The organism is Pseudomonas sp. GW821-FHT01D09 (assembly GCF_059422465.1).
The window spans coordinates 29,955-45,798 of sequence record NZ_JBWKWY010000025.1; the positions used below are offsets into that span (position 1 = coordinate 29,955).

12 protein-coding genes are annotated in these 15,844 nt (G+C 63.7%); all 12 read left to right on the top strand.

The annotated features are described in order from the left end of the window. A complete protein-coding gene (locus tag AC07W7_RS19770; protein ID WP_076961987.1) occupies positions 1–432 on the top strand; it encodes a MarR family winged helix-turn-helix transcriptional regulator in 432 nt (143 codons plus the stop codon). Next, positions 429–2,507, top strand: a complete 2,079-nt coding sequence (locus AC07W7_RS19775; RefSeq protein ID WP_495039957.1) for an FUSC family protein — start codon at positions 429–431, stop codon at positions 2,505–2,507. Before AC07W7_RS19770 ends, AC07W7_RS19775 begins: the two co-directional genes overlap by 4 nt. Continuing rightward, positions 2,504–2,713: a DUF1656 domain-containing protein gene (locus AC07W7_RS19780; RefSeq protein ID WP_057438946.1), complete on the top strand. Its 210-nt coding sequence runs from the start codon at positions 2,504–2,506 to the stop codon at positions 2,711–2,713. The genes AC07W7_RS19775 and AC07W7_RS19780 overlap by 4 nt, the downstream gene beginning before the upstream one ends. Then, positions 2,710–3,600: an efflux RND transporter periplasmic adaptor subunit gene (locus tag AC07W7_RS19785; RefSeq protein ID WP_495039958.1), complete on the top strand. Its 891-nt coding sequence runs from the start codon at positions 2,710–2,712 to the stop codon at positions 3,598–3,600. Before AC07W7_RS19780 ends, AC07W7_RS19785 begins: the two co-directional genes overlap by 4 nt. After that, complete coding sequence (locus tag AC07W7_RS19790) at positions 3,597–5,039, top strand: efflux transporter outer membrane subunit (RefSeq protein ID WP_169902032.1); 1,443 nt, start codon at positions 3,597–3,599, stop codon at positions 5,037–5,039. The genes AC07W7_RS19785 and AC07W7_RS19790 overlap by 4 nt, the downstream gene beginning before the upstream one ends. Before the next feature lie 81 nt (positions 5,040–5,120). Further along, on the top strand, positions 5,121–5,753 hold the full coding sequence (locus AC07W7_RS19795; protein WP_076961991.1) for an NADH:ubiquinone oxidoreductase subunit N: 633 nt from the start codon (positions 5,121–5,123) through the stop codon (positions 5,751–5,753). A 152-nt stretch (positions 5,754–5,905) separates the two neighbouring features. After that, a complete protein-coding gene (locus AC07W7_RS19800) occupies positions 5,906–7,402 on the top strand; it encodes a YdgA family protein (RefSeq protein WP_099169846.1) in 1,497 nt (498 codons plus the stop codon). Between the two features lie 237 nt (positions 7,403–7,639). After that, positions 7,640–10,090, top strand: coding sequence for a poly-beta-1,6 N-acetyl-D-glucosamine export porin PgaA (pgaA, locus tag AC07W7_RS19805; protein WP_495039959.1), 2,451 nt, complete (start codon positions 7,640–7,642; stop codon positions 10,088–10,090). Between the two features lie 12 nt (positions 10,091–10,102). Next, the gene (gene pgaB, locus AC07W7_RS19810) at positions 10,103–12,103 is read left to right on the top strand and encodes a poly-beta-1,6-N-acetyl-D-glucosamine N-deacetylase PgaB (RefSeq protein ID WP_495039960.1); all 2,001 of its coding nucleotides are present in this window, start codon (positions 10,103–10,105) and stop codon (positions 12,101–12,103) included. A gap of 3 nt (positions 12,104–12,106) precedes the next feature. Beyond that, on the top strand, positions 12,107–13,453 hold the full coding sequence (pgaC, locus tag AC07W7_RS19815) for a poly-beta-1,6-N-acetyl-D-glucosamine synthase (RefSeq protein ID WP_076961995.1): 1,347 nt from the start codon (positions 12,107–12,109) through the stop codon (positions 13,451–13,453). Then, the gene (pgaD, locus tag AC07W7_RS19820; RefSeq protein WP_495039961.1) at positions 13,450–13,917 is read left to right on the top strand and encodes a poly-beta-1,6-N-acetyl-D-glucosamine biosynthesis protein PgaD; all 468 of its coding nucleotides are present in this window, start codon (positions 13,450–13,452) and stop codon (positions 13,915–13,917) included. The genes pgaC and pgaD overlap by 4 nt, the downstream gene beginning before the upstream one ends. A gap of 179 nt (positions 13,918–14,096) precedes the next feature. Then, positions 14,097–15,818: a ShlB/FhaC/HecB family hemolysin secretion/activation protein gene (locus AC07W7_RS19825; protein WP_495039962.1), complete on the top strand. Its 1,722-nt coding sequence runs from the start codon at positions 14,097–14,099 to the stop codon at positions 15,816–15,818. The last annotated feature ends 26 nt before the right edge of the window (positions 15,819–15,844 follow it).

A 15,844-nucleotide genomic window follows, 5' to 3' on the forward strand; every position in this document is an offset into this window, starting at 1 on the left:
ATGAGCCTCAGCAGCAGCATGGTGGCGGGCGCCCGTAACTGGCGCAGAATCTGCCAGGCCACGCTGGTGAGCTACGGTATTTCCGAAGCCTGTGCCGTGCCTTTACTGATGATCGGCCGTCTCGGCGACGGTGTGCATCAGGTCAAGGTGGCCCAGGCCTCGGGGATGGAAAGCCCGTCCCTGGTACGCCTGCTCGACCAACTGTGCAGCGCAGGGCTGGTGTGCCGTGCCGAAGACCAGCACGACCGCCGCGCCAAGGCCTTGAGCCTGACCGAGCGTGGCCGGGCGTTGGTGCAGGCGGTGGAAGTGCAATTGGTACGCCTGCGTCATGAAGTGCTGGCGGACCTGACGCCTGCCGATCTGGCCGTGGCGTTGCGTGTGCTGCGTGCGTTTGAAGACGCCAGCCTGCCGCCCGTGGTCGTGGCTTCTTGAACGGATTTTTTACCGGCGTGCCGCCGGCCCGGGATTGGTTCTACGGTGTGCGCACCTTTGCCGCCTCGATGATCGCCTTGTATATCGCCATGCTCATGCAAATGCCACGTCCGTATTGGGCGATGGCCACGGTGTATATCGTGTCCAGCCCGTTTGTCGGGCCCACCAGCTCCAAAGCCTTGTACCGCGCAATCGGCACGTTGCTCGGAGCGATGGCGGCGGTGTTTTTCGTGCCGCTGTTTGTGCAGACACCGTTCCTGCTGGTGGTGGTGATTGCGTTGTGGACCGGCATCTTGCTGTTCCTGTCCCTGCATTTGCGCACCGCCAACAGTTACGCCCTGATGCTGGCGGGCTACACCTTGCCGCTGATCGCCTTGCCGGTGGTGGATAACCCCCTGGCGGTGTGGGATGTGGCCGAGGCGCGCACCGAAGAAATCTTCCTCGGCATCGCCGTGGCAGCAGTGGTCGGCGCGATGTTCTGGCCACGGCGCCTGGCACCGGTGTTCGATGACTCGGTGCGCAAATGGTTTGCCGACGCGACGGTCTACAGCCAGCGTTTCCTCACGCGCAACGTGCAGCCCGAGGAAGTCAGCAGCCTGCGCGGCGGCATGGTGGCGACCTTCAACACTCTGGAATTGATGATCGGCCAACTGCCCCACGAAGGCGCACGGCCGCAAACGGTGCGCAACACCAAGGAGCTGCGCGGGCGCATGATCCATCTGCTGCCGGTGGTGGATGCCCTGGATGACGCGCTGTATGCCCTGGAACGCCGTACCCCGGAGCTGGTCGGCAAGTTCGCGCCGCTGCTGGCGGCCACCACCGAGTGGCTGCAAAGCACCACCCGTGAGGCGCCGGTGGAGCGCTGGCGCGCCCTGCGAGACCAGCTCGAAGCCCTGCAACCCGCCGCCGAGGCCCTGGACGACCGTCATCAGCTGCTGTTTTCCAACGCGCTGTATCGCCTCGGCGAGTGGATCGACCTGTGGCAAGACTGCCGCAGCCTGCAAGCCGCCATCCACAGTGAAAACCAGGCGCCGTGGCGCGCGGTCTACCGCCATTGGCGCCTGGGCCGGCTGACGCCATTCCTTGACCGTGGCCTGATGCTCTACTCGGCGTTCTCCACGGTCAGTGCGATTATCGTTGCCTCGGTATTGTGGATTCTGCTGGGCTGGACCGACGGTGGCAGCGCGGTGATCCTCGCGGCCGTGGCGTGCAGTTTCTTCGCCTCGATGGACGACCCGGCGCCGCAGATCTACCGGTTCTTTTTCTGGACCGCGATGTCGGTGCTGTTCGCCAGCCTCTACCTGTTTTTGATCCTGCCCAACCTGCATGATTTCCCGATGCTGGTGCTGGCCTTCGCCGTGCCCTTTATCTGGGTCGGCACCCTGACGGTACAACCGCGCTTCTACCTGGGCATGCTGCTGACCATCGTCAACACATCGTCCTTTATCAGCATCCAGGGCGCCTACGACGCGGACTTTTTAAGCTTCGCCAACGCCAACCTCGCCGGCCCCGTAGGCCTGTTGTTTGCCTTTGTCTGGACCCTGATCGCCCGGCCCTTTGGCGCCGAACTGGCAGCCAAGCGCCTGACCCGTTTCAGCTGGCGCGATATCGTCGGCCTTACGCAACCGGCCACCCTCGCCGAGCACCGACGGCTGGGGGTGCAGATACTCGATCGGCTGATGCAGCACCTGCCGCGCCTGGCCATGACCGGCCAGGACACCGGCATCGCCCTGCGCGAGGTGCGCGTGGCGCTGAACCTGCTCGACCTGCTGGCCTACGCCCCCCGCATCCTGGGCGTGCCACGGGAGTTGCTCGACCAGGTGGTGGCCGAGGTCGGCGTGTATTTCGAGGCGTGCCTGAAGGCCGGCGAGCGCCTGCCGGCCCCCGGTGCTCTGCTGATGACCCTGGACCGCACTCGCCGCGCCCTCAATGGCCAGGGCCTGCAAGGCGAGGGCGAAACCCGCCTGCACCTGTTGCATGCCCTCAGTGGTTTGCGCCTGGCCCTGTTGCCCGGCGTGGAGTTTGTCAGCACCGGCGAGATGGACGCGCCGTTACCCGATGGAGCGCCTCTATGATCGGTGACCTGGATATCAGCGGGGTGTTCCTGCCCACGCTGCTGGTGCTGATGGGCATTACGTATGGCTTTTACCTGGTGGTGCACGGGCTGTTGACCCGCGTCCACTTCTACCGCCTGGTCTGGCACCGGGCATTATTCAATGTGGCCCTCTACGCGCTGTTGCTGGGCGCGGTGGACTCACTCAGTCGATACCTGATGACATGAAAAAACCTTTTTTGACGATCGGCCGTGTGGTCCTGACGCTACTGGTAGTGACCTTCGCCTGCGTCGTGGTCTGGCGCATGGTGATGTACTACATGTTCGCCCCCTGGACCCGCGACGGGCATATCCGCGCCGACATCGTGCAGATCGCCCCGGACGTGTCCGGGCTGATCCAGCAAGTGGACGTGCGCGACAACCAGTTGGTGACCCGGGGCCAGGTGCTGTTTTCGGTGGACCAGGACCGCTTCAAGCTTGCCCTGCGCCAGGCCCAGGCCGCCGTGGCCGACCGCCAGGAAACCCTGGCCCAGGCCCAGCGCGAAGCCAGGCGCAACCGTGGCCTGGGCAACCTGGTGGCCAGCGAGCAACTGGAAGAAAGCCAGTCCCGCGTGGCCCGCGCCCAGTCGGCCCTGGCCGAAGCGCAGGTAACGGTGGACAGCGCCCAGCTCAACCTCGACCGCTCGGTGATCCGCAGCCCGGTGGACGGCTACGTCAACGACCGTGCGCCCCGGGCCCAGGAGTTCGTGACCGCCGGGCGCCCGGTGTTGTCGGTGGTGGACAGCAACTCCTTCCACATCGACGGCTACTTTGAAGAGACCAAACTGGACGGCATCCATGTCGGCCAACGCGTGGATATCCGCGTGATTGGCGACAACGCGCGCTTGCGCGGGCATGTGCAGAGCATCGTCGCCGGCATTGAAGACCGCGACCGCACCAGCGGTGCCAACCTGCTGCCCAACGTCAACCCGGCGTTCAGCTGGGTGCGCCTGGCCCAGCGGATTCCGGTGCGTATTGCCTTTGACGATGTGCCGGCGGATTTCCGCATGATTGCCGGGCGAACCGCCACCGTCTCGATCATCGATGACCAGCCCCGGCCCGGAGACCAGCCATGAAGCGACTGCTGGCGAGCGCCGGGCTGGGGCTGCTGCTATCCGCCTGCCAGGTGGTGGGCCCGGACTACCACGTGCCGGACGAGGCGGCAGTCCAGCGTGGCGACCTGCAAGGCCAACTGGCCGGGCAGGGCAATCACGTCGTTTCGGCCCCGGTGCCCGCCGATTGGTGGAAGTTGTACCAGGACCCGCGCCTGGATGAACTGGTGCGCCAGGCCATGGCCTCCAACACCGATTTGCGCGTGGCGGCGGCCAACCTGCAACGGGCGCGCTTCCAGGTGCAGGAGGCGCAATCAGCGGGCGGCTGGAGCGGCGGGGTCAAGCTTGGCGCCCAGCGTTTGCAGGAGTCCGGCGAGGCTTTCTTGCAGGCGGACAAGGTGCCGGTGGCCAATGTCGGTGATATCGGCCTCACCACCTCCTATCAGTTCGACCTGTTCGGCACCCTGCAGCGCGGCATCGAAGGCGCCCAGGCCAATGCCGACGCGACCCAGGCCGCCGTGGATATCGCGCGCATCACCCTGGTGGCGGACGTGGTGCGCTCCTACACCCAGGTGTGCGCGGCCAACGAAGAGCTGCACATCGCCCGCCAGTCCCTCGACCTGCAAGCGCAAAGCACGCGCCTGACCCAGCGCCTGCGCGATGCCGGGCGTGGCGATGAAACCCAGGTCACCCGTTCGCAAACCCAGTTCAAGTCTTTGCGCGCCGAACTGCCGCGCTTTGAGGCGGCGCGCCAGGCCGGGTTGTTCCGCCTGTCGATGCTGCTGGCCAAGCCCCTGGACCAATTGCCCACCGGCACCGGCGATTGCGCCGAACTGCCGCATATCGCCCAGTTGCTGCCGGTGGGCGATGGCGCCACCCTGCTCAAGCGCCGCCCCGACGTGCGCCAGGCCGAACGCCAGCTGGCCGGCGCAACGGCGGGCATTGGCGTGGCCACTGGCGAGCTGTACCCCGATATCAGCATCGGCGCTTCCATCGGCACCGTGGGCATTATCGACAACCTCGGCAAACCGGCCACCAACCGCTGGGGCTTCGGCCCGCTGTTGAGCTGGACGGTGCCGTCCAACGGCTCGCGTGCGCGCATCCATGAAGCCGAAGCCGCGACCCAGGGCGCCCTGGCGCATTTCGACGGGGTGGTGCTCAACGCCATCCGCGAGACCCAGACGGGCCTGGCGCAATACACCGCGCAATTGCAGCGCCGCGATGCCCTGGCCGAGGCCGAGCAGTCGGCGCAACAGGCCGCCGACCAGACGCACCGCTTCTTCCAGGCCGGCCGCGAGTCATTCCTCGCCGACCTGCAAGCCACGCGCACCTACACCGATATGCGTGCGCAACTGGCCCAGGCCAATAGCCAGGTAGCCATGAGTCAGATCGACCTGTTCCTGGCCCTGGGCGGTGGCTGGGAAAGCGGACGAACGCAAGGCACAGAACCCGGCAAACCCTGAGGCGATTGCTATGCTTTGATCAGTCGGGCTTGCGTGATGGCCCGCTGATCACTGCCTGCGTTGCTCATGGGGATTCCAATAATGAAAAACCCTTATGCTCCCGCGTTCTGGTGCGTGCTCTTCGCACTGGTGTTGTTATCGGCGACTTACTTTTACGGCGTCATGCTGGCCCATCAACTGGATAAGGCCATGGTGTTCCTCGACAGCGCCTGCGCGCTGATCGCCGCATTGTCTGTCGGCATGGTGGCCTGGGCGTCCTACCAGGGCCAGCGCACCCAGAAAAAAATCCTCGAACAAGGCAAGACGCGGGTGGCGATCTGGGACACCAAGGTTGCCCTGCGCCGGGTCGAAACCGTGTTCGACCGCTATTTCTGGGGCAGCTACTGGCAGCCGGGGCGCACGTTCCAGGAAGTCATGGGCGAGTTGACCGGCACCCCCCTGGAAAAAAGCCTCGAAGCCTTGAAGCAACAATGCGTGGTACTCGACCGGCAAGTGGCCGAAGGGCGGCATTGGCTGAACAACGCCCGGGAGCTGTCCGATGTCGCCACGGCCATGGCCCGCGAGCGTTACCAACTGGACTTCTACGACCCCAAGGCCGATACCCCGGGCAATGCGGTGATTCACCGCGAGTTTGAAGTGCTGGTGTACACCTGGACCGCACGGCTGAAGAGTTTTGATCATCAACTTGATGAGATCGAGATGGAATATTCCTGACCCCCCGCCGCGCCTTGTCGGTGCCGGGCCTTGCGACAAGTCCCCTCGCCAGTGCTAACCTTGCCCCGGTTTTCGGCGGGCTTGAGCCGACGCCCCACTTCGGGGTTCAGGGAAGACAGCCCACTTCGCACAGGATTGGATCAGGACACTTCATGAATAAATCAGCCGTTGTACTCTTGGGTTTTGTTGCCGCCGTCGGCGTGGTCAGTGCCGGTGGCGCCTGGTACACCGGCACTCAGCTGGAAGGGGTGTTGAAAACCTCGATTGAAGACGTCAACAAGGAAATGGAACGTTCCATGGCCGGCATCGATGGCCAAGTGACCCTGGAAATGGTCTCGCTGGATCGCGGCTGGTTCAGCAGCACCGGTCACTTCCGCCTCAAGGCCCAGGGCGCGGTGTTCGGCGAAGAGCACAAAGACAGTGAACTGCTGTTTGTCGACCGTATCGAACACGGCCCGCTGCCAGTCTCGCGCCTGGTCACCCTGAAGTGGTGGCCGGTATTGGCCACCAGCCACCTGGCGCTGGAGAAGAACCCGACCACCGAAAAATGGTTCGCCGCCACCCAAGACGTTTCGCCGATCAAGGGCGTGGCCAACATCGCCTTCAACCGTTCGGTGAGCGGCAACCTGGAACTGCTGCCCCTGGAGTTCAAGGACGCTACCACCAGCGTTAATTTTTCGGGCCTGAAACTTGATTACTTCAACACCGCCAAGGGTGAAGAGATCAAGGTCAATGGCTACATGGATGCTCTCAAGGTCGCCCTGGTCGACCCGGATGGCGCACCGTTCCAGGCGCACCTCAACGGCCTGACCGTGGCCAGCAACCTGTCCAAGAGCAGTTTCGGCTTCTACGTCGGCCAGAACACCATCGAGCTGAGCAACACCCAGTTCACCTTCGGCCCGCAACAAGCGGTGCTGACCGTCAAAGGCTTCGAGCAGAAAGACAGCAGCGAGACCCGGGACAACAACCTCAGCGGCCGTGTCGACTACAAAATCGCCGAGATCGGTTACCAGGGCAAACCCGTGGGTTCGGCGGCCATGGCCGTGAGCATGAAGAACATCGACGTGCCGGCAACCATGGTGCTGACCAAGTTGTATCAAGACAAAATGCAACCGGTGCAGGCCGCTCAAGCGGCCGGCCAACCGATCCCCGAGCTGCAACTGAGCGAAGCCGAACAAGTGCTGGCCCAGGCCAATGTGGAGCAGCTGTTGGCCGCCAAACCACAAGTGGCCCTGGAAAACCTGTCCCTCAAGACCGCCAATGGCGAAAGCCGCTTCAACCTGGTGGTGGACCTGACCAAGCCGTCCACCATGGAGTTGCCGCCGGTTGAACTGGGTAAGCAGATGATCACCCTGCTGGATGCCAACCTGACCCTGTCCAAGCCAATGATCGCTGACGTGGCCGGCCTGCAAGCGCAGATCGGTGGCGTGACCGACCCGAAAGCCATCGAGCAGCAATCGCAGATGGCCAGCGAGATGCTCAGCAACATGGCCGTGGGCACGCAACTGGCGACCCTGGAAGGCAATGACATCCTGGCCAAGCTGCACTACGCCAACAATGAAGTGACCTTCAATGGCCAGAAAATGACCGTCGAGCAGTTTATCGGCGGCGTACTCGGCAAGCTGGGGGCAGTCAGCGGCGCGCAGTAAGGCTCTGTAGGCCAACACCGAACCAAAATGTGGGAGCTCCCACCCAAGCCCCACATTTGATCTTCACTGGCTTGTAGGACGATTCTGAACAATTGTACTGATTTGTCCTATTCCTTACCCCGCTCAGGGATATTACACCCCAGGAAAGCTTGGCCGGGTCATCAGACACCGGCGGCCTGATGTGTGTTGTACAGGCGAACCTATCGCTACAGCTTTCCGAGTAAGGAAGCTGACGACATGCTGCGTAATTTCTGCCCCTCCGGCCCTGGCCGACTGCGTCTACTGATCGGTGCCGCCTTGTTGCTGCCGACCCTGGCCGTGGCCGATCCTGCCTACGATTCCCTGATTCGCCAGGCCCGTACCGGTCACTACACCCCGGCGCTCAACCTGCTGCGCCAATTGCCTGCCGAGCGCCAGACCTCTGGCCAGGTCAGCGATCACCTGCTGATTGCCAGCTGGGCACGCCAGGATGACGAAGTACTCAAGGTTTATGAAACCCAGGGGCGCCAACGCCAACTGACCCCCCAAGCGCTGACCGTCGTGGCCCGCACCTACCGCAATCAACAGCGCTGGGCGCCTGCCGAGGCGGTGTATCGCCAGGCCTTGCTGCGCGAACCGAACAACCCGGACCTGCAACTGGGCCTGGCCCTGACCCTGGCCGATGGCGGCAAAACCGCCGAAGCCGTACAGCGTGCCCGCACCCTGGTGACGGCCAAGCCCGAGGATGTCGAGCGGCGCATGACCCTGGGCTATGCATTGGCCCGGGCCGGGGAGCCGTTTGCTTCACTGTTCGAGTTCGACCAGGCGTTTATCCGCGCCGGCGACCGGCCCGAGGTGGTGCGCGAATACATCATTGCCCTGCAACGTGCCCGTATGCCTGAGCCGGCCCTGCGCCTGAGCGCCCGCCACCCGGGCCTGCTGGACCCGGTGATCCAGCGCCGCCTGGAAGGCGACCTGGCTGCCGAACGCGTACGCCTGGCTGAATTCCCGACGCGCAGTGAAAGCGAACGCTTTGTGATCGCCGACCGTGCCCTCAAGGATTACGACCAACTGCTCGCCACCTGGGGCCCGGACGCCAGTGCCCATGACGATGTGGTGCGCTGGCGCATCGACCGCCTGGGCGCGCTCAAGGCCCGTGCGCGCACCGCCGAGCTGATCCACGACTACGAAGCCCTGGACGCCCAGGGCGTGCAACTGCCCAACTACGCCCTGCGCTGGGTGGCGGCGGCCTATCTCGACCAACGTTTGCCCGAGAAGGCCGCGCCGCTGTATCGCCAGGCGGTGGCCGCGCCGGATGCCGACCCCAGCAACCAGGTTGTAGACGGCACTGCCCTTTACTACTCCTTGCTGGAAAACGACCAGACCAGCGAAGCCCGTGCCTTCGCAAACCACCTGGCGAGCACGCAAAACCCTCGGGTTGAACTCAAGGGGCTGACTCTCGGGAACCCCAATAACGCCTGGCTGGACGCCCAGCAACTGGCAGCCCAGGCCGCGACCTACGGCGCCGATCTGCCAACCAGTGAAAAAAACCTGGAGACCCTGGTGCGCACCTCGCCCGGCAATGTCGGCATGCGTGTGGCCCAGGCGGATATGTTCCGCGCCCGCGCCTGGCCCCGGCGTGCCGAGAGGGCCCTCAAGGACGCCGAAAACCAGACCCCGCGCCACATCGACCTGGAAGTCTCCCAAGGCTACAACGCCCTGGTGCTGCAGGAGTGGCGCCAGCTCGATGTGCTGGCCGATGACGTAGTCGTCCGCGCCCCGGATAATCGCCAGGTCCAACGCCTTGAGCGCCTGCGCAAGGTGCATGAGATGGCCGAGCTGCGCATCGAAGCCGAGACCGGCAAAAGTAATGGCGGCGGGGCGGTTGCCGGTAGCCGCGACTGGGGAATCGAAACCCTGCTCTACAGCCCGCCCATCGATGAAGACTGGCGGATATTCGGCGGTATCGGCTACGCCACCGCCGACTTTGAGGAAGGCACGGGCCACCACCGTTGGCAGCGCCTGGGTGTGGAGCGGCGTACCCGCGACATGACCCTGGAGGCCGAAGTCTCCAACCACTCCTACGGCAAAGGCACCAAGCAAGGCGCGCGGCTGGCGATTGCCCGTGACATCAACGACCACTGGCAGTACGGCGGCAGCCTTGACTACCTGGCCGCCAGCACGCCGTTGCGCGCACTCAATGCCAACGTCACCGCCAACGGCGGCAGCGGTTTTATCCGCTGGCGCGCCAATGAAAGCCGTGAGTGGAGACTGGCGCTGAGCCCGTCCCACTTCAGCGACGGCAACGACCGTGTCGAAGCGTTGCTCACCGGGCGCGAGGGCGTCTACCGCTCGCCGGATGTGCAAGTGGACCTTGGCCTGGAAGTCGGCACCAGCCGCAACAGCAAGGAAGAGGCCGCGTATTTCAACCCACGCTCAGACTTCAGCGTGCTGCCCACGGTGAGCGTCAACCATGTGCTCTATCACCGCTACGAAACCCAGTGGAGTCAGCAGTTCCAGGCCGGTGCTGGCAGCTACAGCCAGCGCGATTACTCCACCGGCGCAATCGGTTTGCTCAGTTATGGCCAGCGTTATCGCTGGAACGACGTACTGGAAACCGGCGCCAACCTGAGCTGGATCAGCCGACCTTATGACGGTGAGCGCGAAAGCGATGTGCGCCTGCTCGTCGACCTCACTTACCGTTTCTAGAAGAGTCCGATCATGACCCTTGTTTCCCGTTGCCTGCTGGCCCTGGGTTTTTTGCTGAGCAGTGCCTGTGCCCAGTCACCCGCGCCTTTCACGCCACCTGCCGAACGACTCAAACCGGTCAACGAAGCGCCGTGGCCGAAAAACCATTTCCTGGGCATTGCCTACCACGATGTCAACGACCGCGACCCCGACCAAAGAGTGGTGGCGGTGCGTACCGAACGCCTGATCGAACAGTTGGCCTGGCTGCGCGAGAACGGCTACCAGGCGGTCAGCGTCGACCAGGTCCTCGCCGCCCGCGCAGGCGGGCCACAGCTGCCGCCCAAAGCCATCATGCTCAGCTTCGACGACGGCTATTCGAGCTTCTACACCCGTGTGATGCCGATTTTGCGGGCCTACCAGTGGCCGGCTGTGCTGGCGCCGGTGGGCAGTTGGGTCGATACGCCGTTGAACCAGCCGGTGGATTTTGCCGGCGTGCCGCGTAACCGCGCGGAATTTTTGACCTGGCAACAAGTACGCGAAGTGGCGCAATCGGGCCTGGTGGAGATCGCCGCCCACACCGACGCCAGCCACAAGGGCGTGCTGGCCAACCCCCAGGGCAACCTGCAACCGGCCGCCGCCACCCGGCGCTATGACCCGGCCACCCACCGTTATGAGTCCGAAGCGCAGTTCCAGGCGCGGATGCGTGCCGACGTGGTGGCGATTTCCAACAAGATCCGCGCGGTCACCGGCAAGGCGCCGCGTGTGTGGGTATGGCCGTATGGGGCGGCGGATGGCACCTCCCTGGCGGTGGTGGGTGAGCAGGGTTACCAGATGGCCCTGACCCTGGAGGACGGCCTCGACAACCTCGGCAACTTGATGAGCAGCCCGCGCTTTCTGGTGGACAACGACCCGTATGCCGAAGATTTCGCCAACAGCATGGTCTCGGCACAGGTCAAAGCGCCGATGCGCGTGCTGCATGTGGACCTCGATCATGTCTACGACCCGGACAAGGCCCAAGAGGCGCGCAACCTCGACGCGCTGGTCCAGCGGGTGCTGGACATGGGGGTCGACACGGTGTTCCTCCAGGCATTCGCCGACCCCAAGGGCGATGGCCTGGTGCGTTCGCTGTACTTCCCCAACCGCCATCTGCCGATGCGCGCCGACCTGTTCAACCGTGTCAGCTGGCAGCTGCATACCCGTGGCGGCCTGGTCAAGGTCTACGCCTGGATGCCCGTGCTCAGCTTTGCCCTGGATGCCAAGCTGCCCCGCGTCACCCGTTGGGACCCGGCCGCCGGCAAGGTGGCCGTCGACCCGAAACAGTACCAGCGCCTGTCGCCGTTCGATCCAAAGGTGCGCAAAATCATCGGTGAAATTTACGAAGACCTGGCCCGTACCAGTGCTATCCACGGCGTGTTGTTCCACGACGACGCGGTGCTCTCGGACTTTGAAGACGCCAGCCCCCAAGCCTTGCAAACCTACGCGGCCAATGGCCTGCCGGGCAATATCCAGGCGCTGCGCGCCGACCCTGAGGTGATGCAGCGCTGGACCCGTTTCAAGAGCCGCTACCTGATCGATTTCACCCATGAACTGACCGCCAAGGTCCGCGCCCAGCGCGGCCCGGAAGTGCTCACCGCGCGCAATATCTTCGCCGAACCGATGCTCAACCCGGCCAGCGAAGCCTGGTTTGCGCAGAACCTCGACGACTTCCTCCAGCACTACGACTGGACCGCGCCCATGGCGATGCCGTTGATGGAAGGCCAGTCGCTGAAAAACTCCAACGCCTGGCTGGAAAAACTCGTGGCCACGGTCAAGGCCCGGCCCGGCGCGATGCAGCGCACGGTCTTCGAGCTACAGGCCAAGGATTGGCGCACCCCGGCCGCCCCGGATCTTTCCGGCGCGCAAATGGCCGAGTGGATGGGCGTGCTCAAGCGCCAGGGCGCCAGCAGTTTTGGCTACTACCCCGACAACTTCCTGGAGAATTCGCCGGATCTGAACACCGTGCGTCCGGCCCTTTCCAACAAATGGAATCCTTGACTCATGTTCGACAGAATCCTTGCTCTTCTCGTGTTGGCATTGGTGTTGGGGGTGCCCCTGGGCCTGATCTTCCTGGTCACCGGGCAGTTCCTGATGGAGTTCGTGTTTTTCTACCCGTTGTTCATGTCCGGGCTGTGGATCGCCGGCGGCCTGTACTTCTGGCTGCACTGGGAGCGCCACTGGCCCTGGGCCGATGACACCCCGGCGCCGGCGCTCAAGGGCGAGCCGCTGATCTCGATCCTGATCCCTTGCTACAACGAAGGCGACAACGCCGCCGAGACCATCGGCGCAGCATTGGCCCAGCGTTATCGCAACCTGGAAGTGATCGCGATCAATGACGGCTCCAGCGACAACACGGCCGAGGTGCTCGATGCCCTGGCGCTGCAAGAGCCGCGCCTGCGCGTGCTGCACCTGGCGCAAAACCAGGGCAAGGCCGTGGCCTTGCGTATGGGCGCGGTGGCGGCGCGCAGTGAATACCTGGTGTGCATCGACGGCGATGCCTTGCTCGACCGCAATGCCGCGGCCTACCTGGTGGCGCCGATGCTCGACAACCCACGGCTCGGTGCGGTCACCGGCAACCCGCGCATCCGCACACGCTCGACCTTGATCGGCCGGGTGCAGGTGGGCGAGTTCTCTTCGATCATCGGCTTGATCAAGCGTACCCAGCGGGTTTTCGGGCGGATCTTCACCGTGTCCGGCGTGGTGGTGGCGTTTCGGCGGGCGGCCCTGGACCGGGTCGACTACTGGAGCACCGACATGATCACCGAAGACATCGACGTGAGCTGGAAGCTGCAACTGGACCACTGGAGCATCTTCTACGAGCCGCGCGCGCTGTGCTGGATCCTTATGCCGGAAACCCTCGGCGGCCTGTGGAAACAGCGCCTGCGCTGGGCCCAGGGCGGCGCCGAAGTGCTGTTCAAGAATATTCGCGGGATCTGGCAGTGGCGCCACCGCTACCTGTGGCCGTTGCTGTTCGAGTACTGCCTGTCCACCGGCTGGGCCTTCACCTTCATGCTGTCGGTGATCTTCTGGGGCGTGGGCAAAGTCGTGCCGTTGCCCGAGGCGATCGCCGTCGGCTCGCTGATGCCGCCGGCCTTCACCGGCTTGCTGCTGGCGGTGGTGTGCCTGCTGCAATTTGCCGTGAGCATCATGATTGACCGGCGCTACGAGCGCGGCCTGTGGAAAACCCTGTTCTGGACCGTCTGGTACCCGCTGGTGTTCTGGCTGGTGAGCCTGTTCACCACCCTGGTCAGCTTCCCCAAAGTCCTGTTCCGCCAACATCAAAAACGCGCGCGCTGGGTCAGCCCGGATCGCGGCATCAAGGCACCTGCCAAGGAAGTCAAGCCATGAACCTGATCCGTACCCCCCAGCGGCCTGTGATGCAGGCCATTGATATTTTCCTGACCCTGCTGGCCTGGGCCGGGCTGGTGATTTTGCTGGTACGCGGCCTGGTGCCGATGCTCGACAGCCAGGGCGGCCCGCGCATCGAGGCGCCGATCTTTGCTGCGCTGAACACTTTGCAGATCTACCTGTGGATCGCCCTGTTCAATGCGCTGCTGCTGATTGTCTGGGCGCGTTACCAGCAGCGGCGCGGCAAGCGCTTCGCCCAGCGCCGGGCGGCGACCAAGGCCTTGACTGACCACGGCTTGAGCGAGAGCTTCCGCCTGGCGGCGGGCGAGCTTGAACAACTGCGCCGGCCGGGGGTGTTGGTGATTCATAACGATCAGGAGGGCGGCGTGCAGGCGGTGACGGCTCATCTGTCCCGTGAGGAGCGGCGGCCAGAGTTGAAGCTTGTGGTGGGGCAGGACAGCTAGTCGTGTAGGTAATTTGGTCTTTTTTTGTAGGATATTTCCTCGGCTTATTTAGGTGATGTCCTCTTTAGTTTGCTCGGGCGATCCAGTGACAATCGCGGCGCTAACCCGCCGTTAAACATCCTGGATCGTCGCACATTCATTGTGGGCCTCCCTGGCCCTTTGTTTTCGATGGATTGAATATGCCTTTATTAGTGCTACGGACTCGGCTGCGGTTGAGCCTCTGTCTTTTGCTTTGCCTGGTGTCGAGCGGTGCCCTGGCGGCGACGCTGCCAGGTGATCAGGACCTGATCCGCGAGCGGCAAAATCGCCTGCTGGAAGAGCAGCAGCGGCGCCTTGAAGAGCTCAAGAACCTGCCCGGCAAGGAAGTCAAACCCACAACGCCCGCCGCCCCGGTGGACAGTCGTTGCTTCCCGATCAAGACCATCGAGCTCAAAGGCGCTGATAGCTTGTCTGCCGCTGAGCGCGAGCGTTTGATCAAGCCTTATATCGACCAGTGCCTGGGCGTCTCCCAGCTCAATCAACTGCTCAAGGCCGTCACCGACCACTATATCGACAAGGGCATGGTCACCAGCCGTGCCTACTTGCCGCAGCAGGATTTGTCCAAAGGGCATCTGCAAGTGCTGGTGGTCGAAGGCAAGCTCGAAGGCCTGAAAGGCGCCGATAACAGCCAACTCTCGGACCGTGAGTTGGCCATGGCCTTTCCCGGCAAAAACGGCGACTTGCTCAACCTGCGGGAAATCGAGCAGGCCATTGATCAGCTCAACCGCTTGCCGTCCAACCGGGCACAAATGGAACTGGCCCCCGGCGAGGCCGTCGGCGGCAGTTCGGTGCTGGTGAAAAACACCCCGCAAAAGCCCTGGCGCGCCAGCCTGTCGCGCAATAACGACGGGCAGAAAAGCACCGGCGAGCAGCAGTGGGGCGCCGGCCTTGAGTGGGACAGCCCCCTGGGCCTGGCGGACCAGCTGATTTTGCGTGGTGGCCATGATGCAATCAGCGACCACCAGAAAACCTCGAAAAACGCCATGCTCTATTACAACGTGCCGTGGGGCTGGTGGAACTTCAGCTACAGCTACAACCAGAGCGATAGCCGTTCGCTGATCCAGGGCGACAGTTTTGACTTCAAGCAGACCGGCGACAGCCAAAACCACCAACTGCGCGCCGAGCGCGTGGTGCACCGCGATGCACTGAGCAAGACCTCGCTCAGCGTTGGCCTGGCCCACCTGCGTACCAACAACTACATCGACGGCAGCCGCCTGGATGTCAGCAGCCATCGCCTCAGCGAAATGCAATGGGGCATCAACCACGGCCGGCGGGTCGGCAGTGCCTTCGTCAACATGGACCTGGGCATGCAGAACGGCATCGGCCTGCTCGATGCCCAGGCCCAGGACGAACGCGGCGATTTTGGCAGTCGCCAACCCAACTCGCGCTACCGCAAATACACCGCCACCGTCAGCTACCTGCAACCCTTCATGCTGTGGGGCGAATCGTTCAGTTTTACCAGCCTGGCCACCGGCCAACGCAGCGAAGACATGCTGTTCAGCCCGCAGCGCATGAGCCTTGGCGGCTCATCTTCGGTACGCGGCTTCAAGGACCAGCAGCTCAACGGTGACAGCGGCGGCTACTGGCGCAACGACCTGCGCTGGTCACGCCCGGTACTGGTGGATTGGTTGCGCCCGGCTTTCGGCGAATACGGCGTGAGCCTGGGCTACGACCAGGGTGTGATCCGCAACGACCGCTACAACGGCACCACCCACGGCCGGGTTTCCAGCAACTCGGTGGAGCTGTTTGCCCGTGGCAAACATGTCAGCACCAGCGTGACCTTTGCCCACTCTTTGGAACGTCCGGCGGTGATGAGCGAGCGCGAAGCGCCGATCTACTTCCGAATGGATTTCTACCTGTAATTCAACGCCTCGCTGCATTGAGAATT

Bases quoted from the DNA above. Each gene is read 5' to 3' on its own strand.
- pgaD (WP_495039961.1), top strand. From the start codon at position 13,450: ATGAACCTGATCCGTACCCCCCAGCGGCCTGTGATGCAGGCCATTGAT.
- AC07W7_RS19770 (WP_076961987.1), top strand. From the start codon at position 1: ATGAGCCTCAGCAGCAGCATGGTGGCGGGCGCCCGTAACTGGCGCAGA.
- AC07W7_RS19785 (WP_495039958.1), top strand. From the start codon at position 2,710: ATGAAAAAACCTTTTTTGACGATCGGCCGTGTGGTCCTGACGCTACTG.
- AC07W7_RS19800 (WP_099169846.1), top strand. From the start codon at position 5,906: ATGAATAAATCAGCCGTTGTACTCTTGGGTTTTGTTGCCGCCGTCGGC.
- AC07W7_RS19780 (WP_057438946.1), top strand. From the start codon at position 2,504: ATGATCGGTGACCTGGATATCAGCGGGGTGTTCCTGCCCACGCTGCTG.
- pgaB (WP_495039960.1), top strand. From the start codon at position 10,103: ATGACCCTTGTTTCCCGTTGCCTGCTGGCCCTGGGTTTTTTGCTGAGC.
- AC07W7_RS19825 (WP_495039962.1), top strand. From the start codon at position 14,097: ATGCCTTTATTAGTGCTACGGACTCGGCTGCGGTTGAGCCTCTGTCTT.
- pgaC (WP_076961995.1), top strand. From the start codon at position 12,107: ATGTTCGACAGAATCCTTGCTCTTCTCGTGTTGGCATTGGTGTTGGGG.
- pgaA (WP_495039959.1), top strand. From the start codon at position 7,640: ATGCTGCGTAATTTCTGCCCCTCCGGCCCTGGCCGACTGCGTCTACTG.
- AC07W7_RS19795 (WP_076961991.1), top strand. From the start codon at position 5,121: ATGAAAAACCCTTATGCTCCCGCGTTCTGGTGCGTGCTCTTCGCACTG.
- AC07W7_RS19790 (WP_169902032.1), top strand. From the start codon at position 3,597: ATGAAGCGACTGCTGGCGAGCGCCGGGCTGGGGCTGCTGCTATCCGCC.